General features: G+C 66.8%; 12 protein-coding genes. 6 read left to right on the top strand and 6 right to left on the bottom strand.

Annotated features, from left to right (window positions below):
* Position 1: 1 nt before the first annotated feature.
* Entirely contained in the window at positions 2 to 853 is an 852-nt protein-coding gene (locus tag ASF68_RS18040; RefSeq protein ID WP_056014416.1) for a hypothetical protein, read from the bottom strand.
* A 188-nt stretch (positions 854 to 1,041) separates the two neighbouring features.
* On the opposite strand from ASF68_RS18040, the gene ASF68_RS18035 reads away from it, so the two are divergent.
* The 3 genes from ASF68_RS18035 to ASF68_RS18025 are packed head-to-tail and all read left to right on the top strand — an operon-like array spanning position 1,042 to position 4,666.
* On the top strand, positions 1,042 to 2,304 hold the full coding sequence (locus ASF68_RS18035; RefSeq protein WP_082498802.1) for a polysaccharide pyruvyl transferase family protein: 1,263 nt from the start codon (positions 1,042 to 1,044) through the stop codon (positions 2,302 to 2,304).
* Positions 2,304 to 3,173, top strand: coding sequence for a glycosyltransferase family A protein (locus ASF68_RS18030; protein ID WP_056014410.1), 870 nt, complete (start codon positions 2,304 to 2,306; stop codon positions 3,171 to 3,173). Before ASF68_RS18035 ends, ASF68_RS18030 begins: the two co-directional genes overlap by 1 nt.
* Positions 3,170 to 4,666 carry a lipopolysaccharide biosynthesis protein gene (locus tag ASF68_RS18025; protein ID WP_056014407.1) on the top strand — a complete coding sequence of 499 codons (1,497 nt, stop codon included), beginning with the start codon at positions 3,170 to 3,172 and terminating at the stop codon, positions 4,664 to 4,666. The genes ASF68_RS18030 and ASF68_RS18025 overlap by 4 nt, the downstream gene beginning before the upstream one ends.
* Positions 4,667 to 4,803: 137 nt before the next feature.
* On the opposite strand, the gene ASF68_RS18020 is transcribed toward ASF68_RS18025, so the two are convergent.
* The 5 genes from ASF68_RS18020 to ASF68_RS18000 form a co-directional block, all read right to left on the bottom strand.
* Complete coding sequence (locus ASF68_RS18020; protein WP_157580612.1) at positions 4,804 to 5,424, bottom strand: acyltransferase; 621 nt, start codon at positions 5,422 to 5,424, stop codon at positions 4,804 to 4,806.
* Positions 5,425 to 5,536: 112 nt separating this feature from the next.
* Positions 5,537 to 5,920: an acyltransferase gene (locus ASF68_RS19345; protein WP_255357348.1), complete on the bottom strand. Its 384-nt coding sequence runs from the start codon at positions 5,918 to 5,920 to the stop codon at positions 5,537 to 5,539.
* 237 nt (positions 5,921 to 6,157) lie between these two features.
* Entirely contained in the window at positions 6,158 to 6,706 is a 549-nt protein-coding gene (locus ASF68_RS18010) for a hypothetical protein (protein WP_056014399.1), read from the bottom strand.
* A gap of 145 nt (positions 6,707 to 6,851) precedes the next feature.
* On the bottom strand, positions 6,852 to 8,576 hold the full coding sequence (locus ASF68_RS18005) for a DUF4012 domain-containing protein (protein WP_056014396.1): 1,725 nt from the start codon (positions 8,574 to 8,576) through the stop codon (positions 6,852 to 6,854).
* Between the two features lie 176 nt (positions 8,577 to 8,752).
* On the bottom strand, positions 8,753 to 9,502 hold the full coding sequence (locus ASF68_RS18000; RefSeq protein ID WP_056014393.1) for a CPBP family intramembrane glutamic endopeptidase: 750 nt from the start codon (positions 9,500 to 9,502) through the stop codon (positions 8,753 to 8,755).
* 151 nt (positions 9,503 to 9,653) lie between these two features.
* On the opposite strand from ASF68_RS18000, the gene ASF68_RS17995 reads away from it, so the two are divergent.
* Genes ASF68_RS17995 through ASF68_RS17985 form a run of 3 tightly spaced genes read left to right on the top strand, consistent with a single transcriptional unit; the run spans position 9,654 to position 12,615 of the window.
* The gene (locus ASF68_RS17995) at positions 9,654 to 11,036 is read left to right on the top strand and encodes a polysaccharide biosynthesis tyrosine autokinase (RefSeq protein ID WP_056014390.1); all 1,383 of its coding nucleotides are present in this window, start codon (positions 9,654 to 9,656) and stop codon (positions 11,034 to 11,036) included.
* Positions 11,033 to 11,635, top strand: a complete 603-nt coding sequence (locus ASF68_RS17990; RefSeq protein ID WP_056014387.1) for a low molecular weight phosphatase family protein — start codon at positions 11,033 to 11,035, stop codon at positions 11,633 to 11,635. Before ASF68_RS17995 ends, ASF68_RS17990 begins: the two co-directional genes overlap by 4 nt.
* Positions 11,632 to 12,615 (top strand): hypothetical protein, encoded by a 984-nt coding sequence (locus ASF68_RS17985; protein WP_056014384.1) that lies wholly within the window; start codon positions 11,632 to 11,634, stop codon positions 12,613 to 12,615. Before ASF68_RS17990 ends, ASF68_RS17985 begins: the two co-directional genes overlap by 4 nt.
* Positions 12,616 to 12,749: the final 134 nt, after the last annotated feature.

Genomic DNA, 12,749 nt, shown 5'->3' with positions numbered 1-12,749 from the left:
GCTAGCGGGCCGTCGGTCGTTCCCAGGGGCGGAGCGGGTCGACGGCCCGTGGCACGAGCGTGTGCTCGCTGAGGGCGACTTCCGACTGGGAGTCCTCAAGGATGAGGGCTTGGTCGGCGAGTTCGCTCGACATCGTGGTGAAGCTGGACCAGTACGGCCGGAGGATGCCCCCGGAAGCGGCGAGCAGGTAGATGTCGGCGACGGCCGCCTGCGTCCCCGTCGTCGTGTTGTAGCCGCCCTTGTCGCGCTGCGTGACCGCCATCGGGAACCGCGCCACAAGGGCATCGGCGACTTCCGGCACATCACATGAGATGTAGAACCGGAGATCGGGTCGCTGTTCGAGCAGTTCCTGCATGCGCGTCTCGTACCAGGACACCGGCGAGAATTCCTTCGTCTTCGGGTGTGACGCCTCGTGTGCCCGGATCATCACCCCGACGAATTCACCCTGGCCGAGCTCGCCTCCCACCTGCTCGATCCGCTGGGCCACCGAAGCGGCGGGCCGGAGTGCGCGGAGCTGATTGCCCCAATCGAGCCGTTCGCCGTCACGGTCGACGATGTAGTCCCCCGTCTTCAGATTGATCCGACGCCGACCTTCCGCACCGGCGGGCCACGTCCGTTGGTCACCGGAAAGGAATGCCCTCGACGGCAGGCTCCACAGCGTCGCCGTAGCTCGCGATGTGCGCTCGAATTCGTTCTGCCACAGCTCGTCCAGCTCAGCGGAGAGCCCAGCCGACCGGTCGTCCCAGGTGTAGGAGAATTCCCAGCCGTGCCGATCGCTGAGATCCTTCGCGCCGAGCAGCGACCGCATCCTGTTCCCGAGGCCGCTGAGGCACCAGACATTGAGCTGTGTCATGCAGAGACCGTTTTCGTTCAGCCGAGCGGGTTCCTCCGTTGACGAAGGTCCGGGCTCGAGTTCGGGCGTGACTGGTGTTCAGACCGACGAGCGAGACAGACGTCGACGTCGACTGACACGCAGTTGCTACCCGGCTGCCGGTGTGAGAGTGACGCTATCACTGCCGATACCCCCAAGGTCCGGTCCCGATGCGCGCGATTCGTGACCCACTGCGGCTCGCACGAGCAAGGGAACTCGACGATTGTGGGGTAGTCAGTAGGATGAGGACGAGGGGTTGTCTGTGCAGCTGCACGGTCCTTCACCGAGAACCGCATCGCAGCGTTCGCGACTCCACTCGAGGACTAGCTCATCGACTGCTGCAGTCGCGCGCGCGTGTCAGACATCGAATCGAGGATTGTGTGCGACTGAGCCACGCTGATGCCGAGTACCTGCGTACCCTCAGGGAGGCCACCGAGCACACCCTGCGAGACGCGATCGGCGACACGGTGGACGTGGCCCTCCTGGACGCCCCGAACCAGACCAACGTCGGAGACTCGTTGATCTGGGCGGGAGAGATCGCGTACTTCCGGCGTCTCGGACTCCGCATCCGGTACATCGCCGACATCGCCACCTTCGATCCCGCGGCACTCCGCCGTGCGATGCCCTCAGGAGTCGTCCTCCTTCACGGCGGCGGGAACTTCGGCGACCTTTGGATGGGGCATCAAAACCATCGCGAGCGGATCGTCAAGGAACTGCCGGACTACCGCGTCGTGCAGCTGTCGCAATCGATCTACTTCGCCTCCGAGGCTCGCGCCGCGCAGGCCGACGAGATCATCGGCAAGCACCCGGATTTCCGGCTGCTGCTTCGCGACTCCCTCTCGATGGAGCGCGCCGCCAAGCAGCTCCCCTCCTTGCAGCCGGTGTTCTGCCAGGACATGGCGCTCGGATTCGATCCTCCGGCACAGGAACGCAGCGCCCGGGGCACCGATGTGCTCGTCATCGCCCGGCGTGACAAGGAAGCCATGTCGGGCCTGCACGACGTCGGCGATGACTGGGGTGACGGCCTGTCAGTCACCAGCACCGACTGGCACAGTGAAGGCTGGCTCGCGGTGCGCTATCGCACTGCGCGACGGCTGATGAAGCTCCACCACTTCCTCGTCCGAGTGCGTCGGCGTCTCGGCTGGACGCCGACGTTGCCGCAGTGGGCGGTTCAGCGTCTCATCACCTCCCTGAACGTCATCAACATCACCGGAGCACTGCGGTGGTACGCCGCCGCGGACATCGTCGTCGTCGACCGGCTCCACGCGCATGTCCTGGCGCTGCTGTTGGGTATCGACCATGTCGCGTTGGATAACAACTACCGGAAGATCGGAGCGGTGTTCGACGATTACACCGGTCGATTCTCAACGGCGAACTATGCGACCGACACCGCAGTCGCGAAGGCGACTGTCCAGAGTCTGACGGCGCTCTGATGCTCGCGTTCATCACGACGCTGCGGCACCCGCAGAACTCGGTCGACTACGGGCGTGTGGAGCGGCTGCTCGAGGACACGCTGCGCTCGGTCACGCAGCAGACGTCCGATGACTACGTGGTGATCATCGTGGGCAATCGGCGACCGGACTTCGAGCTGCCGCCTCGCACCGAGTTCGTCGAGGTCGACTTCCCGGCGCCGGCGCCGGCGACCGGAGCGCAGACCGCACGGGCCCCCTTCGTCTGGGACAAGGGCACGAAGCTCGGTATCGGGCTCATCGCCGCCGCTCGGCACGATCCTTCGCACGTGATGATCTTCGACGCTGACGACTTCGTCCACCGCGATCTAGCCGCGACGGTGTCGGCGAATCCCGACCACGGTGGTTGGGTGATCCACGACGGCTGGATGTATTCACGGGCACGAAACGTGTACGTCCCGCAGGCCGACTTCAACCGAACCTGCGGAACGTGTTTCATCGTCCCGATCGGTGCCTACGGGGTGCCCACGCACCTCTCGGAAGGTGCCTCACAGGAAGCGGTCGCGGAGGCCTACGGTGAACGCCTGAACGAGATCATGGGCGCCCACCGGAATGCGGAGAGCTGGTACCGGGAACACGGCCATGCCTTGCGGACACTTCCGTACCGGGGCGCGGTCTACCACGTGGACACCGGGGAGAACCACTCCGGGAAGTCGCTCGCAGGAGTCGCTCGCCCGCTTTCGGCCGCCATGGAACGCGACTTCGGGATCCGCCCCTCGCGAGGACCATTGAACACGCTGTGGTCCGCGTTCGGCCCGTCGGCTGTCGCCACCGATCTCTCCGCGCTGCTCCGTCGGGCGATCCGTCCGCTGCGCCGGCGCACTCGGCGATGACCGACGGCGAGAGCGACGGGCTCAGAAAGAAGGCGACCCAGTCGATCGGCTGGATCGTTCTCGAACGATGGAGCTCGCGCGTCCTGACCCTCGTCGTGATCGCCGTCATGACGCGGCTCCTGTCACCTTCGGACTTCGGTCTCGTCTCCATGGCGACCGTCGTCATCGCCCTCCTGCAGGTGTTCGTCGAATCCGGCTTCGTCACCGTCCTGGTCCAACGCAAGGATCTCGGACCGAAGGACGCGTCCACCGCGTTCTGGACGTCGGTTTCGCTCAGTGTGCTGCTGTACACGGCGCTGTTCTTCTCCGCTCCGCTCCTCGCCTCGCTGTTCGGCGAACCTCAACTGGTCGACGTCCTGCGCGTGCTCGGCCTGAGCCTGCCGGTGTCGTCACTCGCCCAGGTACCCGCGGCGCTGCTGGAGCGCTCGTTCGGGTTCAAGTCCCTCGCCGTCCGCCAGGTCGGCGGAGCGCTCTGCGGTGCGACGGCGGCGATCCTTGTCGCCGTCGCCGGAGGCGGCGTCTGGGCCCTCGTGACCCAGACACTGGTCACGAGCACGGCCTCGGTGATCATCCTCTGGACGGCGACGGCGTGGCGACCGAGCTTCGAGTTCTCGTTCGTCGCACTGCGCTCCATGTGGTCCATGGGACTGCGCATCATCGGCATCGGGCTCCTCGATGCCGTGCAACAGAACATCGACAAGCTCATCGTCGGTGCGTTCTTCAGCACCGAGGTGCTCGGCTACTACTACCTGGCTCAGCGCATCGGCACGATCCTCATTGAACTGGTCACCACCGTCATGTCCCGGGTGACACTGACGACGTTCTCGAAGGTGCAGGACGATCTTCCACGCTTGAACCGCATCTTCCTCCAGATGACGTTCGCCTCCGCGGCCATCGGCGTGCCCCTGTTCGGACTGGTAGCCGTGTTCGCGGTGCAGATCGTGCCGTTCGCCTTCGGGCCGGGCTGGGACCAGACGGCGCCGCTGATCTGGATCCTCGCGTGCGGCTGGGCGTTCGGCGCCGTCATGTACTTCGATCGGAGCGCGTTCCTGTCGATCGGCAGAGCGGACGTGGCCCTGTGGGTCGCCGTCCTGCAGAACATCGTCGGCGTCGCGCTCGTCTTCGCTCTGCTTCCGTTCGGGATCGTCGGAGTCGCCCTGTCGCGATGGTCCAGGATCGTCACGTGGCCCGTGCGCATCCGCATCCTTCACAGGTTGATCGGTCTCCCTGCCGGAAAGTATCTTGCACAGGTGTTCCGAAGCGTGGGTGCCATGGTCCCCGTCGTCGTCGGTATCGCCCTCCTGCAGCAGACGGCCTGGGCTCGTGGCGACCACGCGTTCTGGACTTTCGCCGTTCCGCTCGCGGTCCTCGGGTCGATCGTGTACGCGGCCCTGCTCTGGTGGTTCGCCGGCAGCGAGAACCGGCTGGTCCTTCGTCAGATCATCGGACCGATCCTTCGCCGGATCACACGCCGATTCCGCCGGAACGCCTGACGCGCGAAGCCGCCGCCGGACCGGCGCGCTCCGGTCGAACCTTCGGTACGATCACAGCCACATCTGCATCGATACTCAGCTCGTTGGGAGTGCCGACGGGCGACCGACCGTCTTGGTAGCCACGGGCGCTGCAGACCTCATGCGACCTTCCCGGAGGCATCGGGGTCCACGCGCTCATTGATGACGCGCTTCTGGTGGCTGGTGATGAAGTGTCGCTCCACGAGCCAGAAGAATCCGTACGCAAGCGAGAGGGCGACCGGAAGCACAACGAGCACGAGCAGCAGCCAGTTCACGAAGGTCGGCAGCTCGAGCGGCAGGAGGAGGATGTTCGCCAGCGCGAGTACCGGCGAGTGAATGAGGTAGATGCTGTACGACCACAGCCCGATCCAGACGAGCGGACGCCATTCCAACACACGCCGTCCCGGGTTCACACGTCCGTCGACGGCGGCACGTCCCATCGACACCAGCGCGAGGGCGATCGCGGTACCGGCGAGCGTGTCGCTGATGATCTGCTCGTTCCGAGTGTGTGGAGTCACGAAGATCATCCACGCTGCAGCGAGAATCCCCACCCCGAGCGCTCCCCACCCGAACCACGGGGCGGGGATGCGGGTGCCGCGGACGGTGACGAGCGCCGCCGCCATGCCGAGCGCGAACAGCCCGATCATCCAGTAATTGCCGGATCCGGCGTTCGGGAAGGCGTAGGAGACAACCGGCCCCACCGCCAGAGCGACGACGACCATGACCAGGGGCTCAGCCACCGGCAGATCGGGAGGAGGACGAGCGGCATGATGAAGTAGACATGCCACTCGGTCGCGACGGACCAGGCGGGGCCGTTGATCTGATAGATCCAGGCACCATTCCAGTTGTGGATCAGCAGGAAGTGTGAGCGACGCCCTCAAGAGTGATGGGGACCTTGTTGAACCAGGCGGTGTCGTTCCCGGACTGGAGCGCGGGCACCGTGGCGATCAGGACGAAGGAGGCGTAGTAGGGCGGGAGGATACGCTTCGCGCGTCGCCACAGGTACCGCCAGAAGCCCCCACGCAGTTCGAAGTTAGTGGTCCGCGCCACCGGCAGCATCAGGACGTAGCCCGACAGGGTGATGAAGACGGGGACGGCGTAGTTCCCGAGCTCCGTGAGGCGTGCGATGACGGGGAGGTTGCATCCGCGTCTCCCAGATGCCCGGTGAACGTCGTCGCGTGCAACACCGCGACAGCCAACGCGGCCACGGCTCGTAGCCCGTCGGCGAACTCGCACTTTGGTCGCGCTCGCGCCTCGTCCACAGCTGCAGCTTAGGGGCCACCGATCAGCGCTGGTGATTTTCTTTTCCGGCCCCGTTGAGTGGTCCGGCGGACGCCACTGAAGGGTTGCTGCGCCCAGGCCGAACTCGTCGGTTTCCGCGTCCGCTGCACCGTCGGCAGGGTCCCAGACAACGAAGAACGGCCGGTGCAGTTGCACCGGCCGTTCTGTATCGGCCCGAGGACCGAAAGGGTGTTACGCGGCGAGGCCCGCGCGCTGACGACGCATCATCACGAGGACCGCGATGAGTGCTGCGCCGAGGACGACTGCACCAGCAGCGCCCCACACGAGGAAGGCCGGGGTGTTGAAACCGGTGTCGGCGAGGCCGCCACCACCGGTGCCACCAGCGCCGCCGCCGGCAACCGCGCGGACCGTGACGGTCGTGGTGCCGATGATCTGCGAGGAGAGGCCGGTGCCGGTCACCGTGTAGGTGCCGGTGGCGTTGGTCGGGAGTGTGACGGTCAGCGAGACCGAGCCGGTGGCCGAAGCCGTCTTGACGAGCGTCTTGGTGTCGACGGCCGCGAGGGTCGCGCCGGTCGCGTTCTCACCGGTCAGCGCGAGGGAGACGTCCTCGTTCGGCTGGAAGGCGCCGTCCGTGAAGGTGACGACGAAGGTGCCGCCGGCCGTGACATCGCCGGTCACGACGATGTCGGCGCCGGGAACGTACGAAGCGTTCGCAGCGACCGGAGCGATGAAGAGGCCGGCGAGGGCCAACGCGAAGACCGCGGTGATTTTCTTGAGCATGTGTGGATTCCCCTTGGAGACTGATCGGTTGACAGTGCTGTAACTGACAGAGCTGTAGCTACCGCCACGAACAGCCGCGTCGTGACGAAGAGTGTTGCGTCGTATCCGAAGCCCCCCGAAAACGGTTCAAATCCGACAACACGCATTACTGTACGGCAAATTCGCAGGTAAGCGCCAGTTGTTGTGTTTCGAAAAGATGAAGTTTGGGGGTCGAGACGACAAATGGCTGCCTCGACACGCCGGAAGTGGAGACCGCGAGGTCGATCGTCGTGCTCTCACCGGGCGCCAATTCGAGGCGGAACTGCGACAACGGGAAGTCGCCGTCGACAGCCGGCTGCACCGGAAGATCCGCGCCATCACGCTGAATTCCTTCGGTGTACGACCCTGGCGGCGAGTACAGTGCCACCTTGAAGTTGAAGTTCCCCGGCACGACGCCGTACTTTCCGCCGCCGGTGATGTACTCGCTCAATGACGTCGCAGCATCCACTGGAGCCGTGTTCGTAAATTTCAGACGCAATCCGAGGACCTGTCCTTCGGAGCCGCATTGTGCTATCCCGCTCTCCGTCTGCACGTCGAGGTAGTAGCCCATCTTGCTGCCGGTCGCGTCGTTGATGTACACGCCGAAAGCGTCCGCCTGCTGCTCCTTCGTCGGGAGCATGTCGGTCAGGCTCGTCCCGGCGAGGAGCGTCTGCTCCTCCTCGGAGGCGTTCCACACCAGCACCCGGCGCTCGTCGCCGGCCTTGGCGAGTGCCTCGACCAGCTTCGTGGCGTCGAAGTTGCCCGTGGAGATGCGGGTGAAGACGGCGGCCGATGCCGCAGCGAAGAACGCGTCCTGCTCCGCTCCTGCCGGATAGCGCTGGTAGACCTGGTTCAGCAGCAGGTCCGCGGCGTTCTCGGCAGTCAGCTGGTCCCCCGAGGGGAGGTCGATCGGTCCGGTTGCCGCCAGGAGGTAGCCGAGCGCCACGGGATCGATGCTGAGCACCCCGTCGACCCGCGTCCCGAACCGCTGGAACCACATCTCCGATGCGAGCTCGGAGGACAGGTCGAACCGCGGCGTGAGCGTCGTGTCCTGCAGGAATCGGCCGGTGATGTTGCCGTAGACGCCGGCGGTCTCCACCGGGAGCGGCAGGACCGGCTCAGGGAACCGTGGGAAGTCGGCGGTGGTCGCCTGCTGGACGAGCGAGATCCGACCTCCATCGGTCCCGATGAGCGCGAGCGCACCGGGGTTGCCGCCGCTCGCGCGTGGCTCGGCCGGGTTCTGGAACATGATCAGGTAGTTCCGCGGCCCATCGGCTCCGAGCATCGCCGGGAGGAGATCGATCGCGCGACGTGCTGCATCCACGGTGTCCGCGGTCTCCGTGAGCACCGGACCGAGCTGGTCGACGGCGGCCGACACCTGGCTGATCAGGGAGGACTGGTCGATGCCGCGGACGCGCTGGGCGGCGCCCTCCAGAGCGTCGTCGGCGGAACGGACGTCCTGCTGCGCGTCGATCATCGGCTGCAGCGGCACCGCTCCGTCGACCGGCTTGAAGAGGTCGGGGCGGAGGGAACCGGAGAGGTTGACGAGCGGCGAGATGGCTCCGACGGCGACCTCATCGGTCGCACCGGCGAGGTTCCGCACCGCCGAGAGGTTCGGGCCGATCCAGGGGACGATCTCGGCAGCACGCCAGATGGGGTCACTGGTCAGCGCCGCAGCCTCACGGGCGTGTGAGGCGAGCTCTCGAGCGGTCTTCCCGGCGGCAGGAGCGTCTCCGGCGAGAACCTGCTCCCGGACCTGCTGGGCGAGGGGCACTGCGGCCTCCAACTCCCCCTTCGCGAGGAACGCGCGAACACCGATCCAGGCGACGGCAGCGAGGAGCAGGACGAGCACACCCGAGACGATGAGGGCCGTCCGGCGGCGGCGGGCGCGGAGGCGCTCAGGGTCTGCATTCTCCCGGCGGCGGGCACGCTTACGAGCGTTCGTGCTTCGGCGACTCCGCGACGAGGATCGGGAAGAGCTTGAGGAGGATGAACGACGATTGTCGGGTTCGGGTGCCGGCATGGGGGTTATTCAATCACGACGCCGGTGCCGCCCGTCACGGCCGTCAGGCCGAGAGCGAGGATCGATGTGTTGAAAACGACGTGCGCGACGACCGCCGGGCCGAGCCGACCGGTCAGGATCGCCAAGCTCCCCGTGACGAGACCGACGAGGAGGGTTCCGACCCCGACGACGATCGTCTGCGCCAAGGTGGTCACGACCAGCAGGTGCAGGACGGCGAAGAGCACGGCGCTGATCACGACGGCGATCCAACGGCCGCCGCGAAGGGTTCCGATCACGGAGGGGAGGACGAGGCCGCGGAAGAACAGCTCCTCGATGACCGGTGCGAGAGCGACGACGGCGAGCAACGCGACGACGAAGAACACCACCTGATCGACCGTGCCCAGGGGGACGGCGCCGCCGGCCGTCGCCGGCAGACCGCCGTAGAACAGAATCTCGAGGGAGCTCGTGGCGATCCGGAGCACGAATCCGGCGGCGGCACCCCACAGGAGATCGATGGGTCGGATCCTCCAACGCACCGCTGACGACCCCGCCGCGCGCCAGCGGGGCACCAGGGCGACGACGAGCAGTGCCACCACGAGCGGCAACCAGACGAGTAGGTACCCGTTCAGCGGGGAGAACGGACCGGGGATCCGGACGCCGGCGGGGAACGCCACGATGAGCGCCACCGTCGCTGCGAACCCGAACAGCGCGATGATGAGGCGCGATCGAGCGACGTGTTGATCATCGTGCGGAGTCGGTTCATCTGGGTTCGTCACGAGAGCAAACTACGGCAATCGACCACCTTCCTGACTCGGCCGCTCGGGAACAGGCGTCGGTTTATGGCAGCATGGCTCCCAACGCCCTGTTCGGGGCACGCCTTGGCAGCAGGGTGAACCGCTCTCCTCCTGATCGATCGGAAGCCACCGCGTGGAGCTCAGTGACTACCTCCGTATCCTCCGCAAGTACTGGGTCCTCATCCTTGCCCTCGCTCTGACGGGGTTGGCTGCCTCCGCGCTTTACTCCCTGTCGAGGACGCCGGAGTACAGCTCATCGGCGAAGGTCTTCGTCTCGACGCAGGCGACGGACAGCCTGTCCGAATTGAGCCAGGGCAACACCTACTCGCAGCAGCGGGTCAAGACCTACGTGAATCTGGTGAGCACGCCGATCGTGCTGCAGCCCGTCATCGCGGCGCTCGAGCTGAACATGACCGCCGGCCAGTTGGCCGGTCAGGTGAGCGCCACCTCGACGGCCGACACGACGATCATCGAGATCACTGCGTCGAACGCCGACCCCGTCCTGGCCGCCGAACTCGCGAACACCACCGCAGAGAGCCTGACCGGTGTCGTGGCGAAGATCGAGAGCTCCGAGGACGGCGCCTCCAGCCCGGTCAAGCTCACCCGGGTGCAGGAGGCGAACGTCCCGACCCAGCCTGGAAGCCCGAACGTACCGCTCAACCTGATCATGGGGACGCTGCTCGGCGTGGCACTCGGGGTCGCGTTCGCAGTCCTGCGCACCACCCTCGACACGCGCATCCGCAACGAGCGCGACGTCGAGTCGGTGACCGACATCCCGCTCATGGGCGGCATCGCCTTCGACCCGAAGGCGAAGCAGCGCCCGCTCATCGTCCAGGCCGACCCGAAGAGCCCACGCGCTGAATCGTTCCGGAGCCTGCGCACCAACCTCCAGTTCCTCGACGTCAGCGACCAGCCCCGCAGCTACGTCATCACCTCCTCGATTCAGAGCGAGGGCAAGAGCACGACGGCCGCGAACCTCGCGATCGCCCTGGCGGATGCCGGTCACCGCGTGATCATCATCGACGCCGACATGCGTCGCCCGAAGCTCGCGTCGTACTTCGACCTCGAGGGTGCCGTCGGGCTCAGCGACGTCCTCATCCGCCGGGCGACGCTCGAGGACACCATGCAGCCCTGGGGCCGCGGCGCGCTCACGGTCCTCCCCGCGGGCACGGTCCCGCCGAACCCGAGCGAGCTGCTCGGCTCGAGCGTGATGCAGAAGCTCATCACCGGTCTCGAGAAACAGTTCGACTACGTCCTCATCGACGCACCGCCGCTGCTCCCGGTCACCGACGGCGCCCTCCTGGCCCGCCACACGGGTGGCGCGCTCGTCGTCGTCGCCGCCGGCCGGACGCACAAGAACCAGCTCAAGGGTGCCCTCGAGTCCCTCGTCCACGTCAACGCCTCGGTGGCCGGTCTCGTCATGACCATGGTGCCGACCAAGGGGCCCGACGCGTATGGCTATGCGCGCTACGGGTACGGTGCCGGCTACGGCTACACCGAGGATGTGAAGGCGTGACCGACGGCACGACGACGACGGACACGCGTCCGTTCTCGATCCTGTTCGTCTGCACCGGCAACATCTGCCGGTCCGCGCTCGGTGCTCAGCTCCTGACCGCCCGACTCGACGAGGCAGGGGTCACCGCTGGCGGCCACCTCATCCGCGTGACGAGCGCTGGAACGGGTATGGAGCCTGAGCTCGTCATGCCGGCGGAGGTCGCCGAGCAGTCCCGCCGCTTCGGCGGAGACCCGAGCGGTCACGTCCCGCGCCAGCTGGACCGCGACATCGTCGCCGACGCCGATCTCATCCTCACGGCGACGAGAGCGCACCGCAGCGACGTCGCCCGACTGCTCCCCCGCGCCTCACGGGTCACGTTCACCGTGCCCCAGTTCGCTCGCCTCGTGGCCGAGACGGAACCGGCGACGGACCTGTGGGCGCTCGTGGCGGAAGTGGCGGCCGAGCGCGGGCTCGTGCCCCCGCCCGAGAACCCTGACGACGACGACATCGAAGACCCCTATCGCCGCAGCACCGAGACGTATGAGCGGGTCGGCGAGCAGATCCGCGGCTTCATCGACGTCATCGCGCGTCACTTGGCGCAGTCGGGCGATCGACGGTGAGCACCAAACGCGGGCGCTCGACCTTCCGATCGGCGAAAGGCCCCTCCCGCTGGCGTGAGTCCCTGAGTTCCAGCCAGCGGGTGCTCATCCTCGTGGGCCTGGCCTTGTTCCTGATCGTCGACGTGATCCTCGTCGGACTCGCCCTCTCGGCGAATGATGCCCCGACAGCAGGACGCACACCGCGCCCCCTCGTCACCTTCAACACCACGCCGCAGCCGGCTGAACCCGGTGCTTCTGCCGAGCCGACGGCTGAACCGGCGGCGGATGGCAAGCGGTTCATCACGACCGTCGACGGTCAGACGCTGTGGCGTGCAACGGCCGGCGCCTGCGCATCAACGCCCGCGGTCGTCGAGCGGAGCGTCGACGCCGGCGTGACGTGGGCGCCGCTGGCGACGAGCACCTTCGACCTCCGGCAGGTCCTCACCCTGACGACCGGCGACGAGGGTGAACTCGAGATCATCGGTGCCACGGGCGACGCCTGCGCCGTCGGGGGCTTCTCCTCCGCCGATGCCGGTGACTCCTGGGCGCCGGACACCGCGCTGGCGGCCGAGGTCGGCTACCTGACTTCTGACGAGACCTCCGTCGTCGTGGCGGGCCAGGGCGTCGGGCTCCCCTGCCCATCCGTCGACGTCATCGACGCGACGGCGACGCGGACGGTCGCCGCCTGCGCAGCCGTCCTGGCTGAGTGGAATCCCGCCACCGGCTCGTGGGGCGCGTCCCCGTACGCCGGTGTGCACGGACTGGCAACCGACGGCGAGCGCCTCATGTTCGTCGCGCGTGGCGTGCCGGGCTGCAACGGTCTGGGTGCCCTCGTGACGAACGGTGCCCCCGCTCCGTTCGAGAATGCCTCGCTGGTCGGTTGTGCCGAGGGAGCGGACGTCACCGCTCCTGCTGCCCTCGCGATCGCGGGCACCGGGGCCTGGCTGTGGGTCGGCGACACCGTGCTTCGATCGACCGACGGCGGCGTCACCTGGGGTTAGGGTTTTCCCTACAGTTGTAGCTCAGGAACCCCGGCTGGGGGCCAATCGCTAAAAGGAGGACAGATGTCGGCTACCTCGACCGCTATCCTCGGCAACAGGATGGATACATCCGCGTATCGAACCACGAAGCTCTT

It is taken from the genome of Plantibacter sp. Leaf314 (assembly GCF_001423185.1).
Lineage (GTDB): Bacteria > Actinomycetota > Actinomycetes > Actinomycetales > Microbacteriaceae > Plantibacter.
This window is presented reverse-complemented; position numbering and strand designations above follow the sequence as displayed.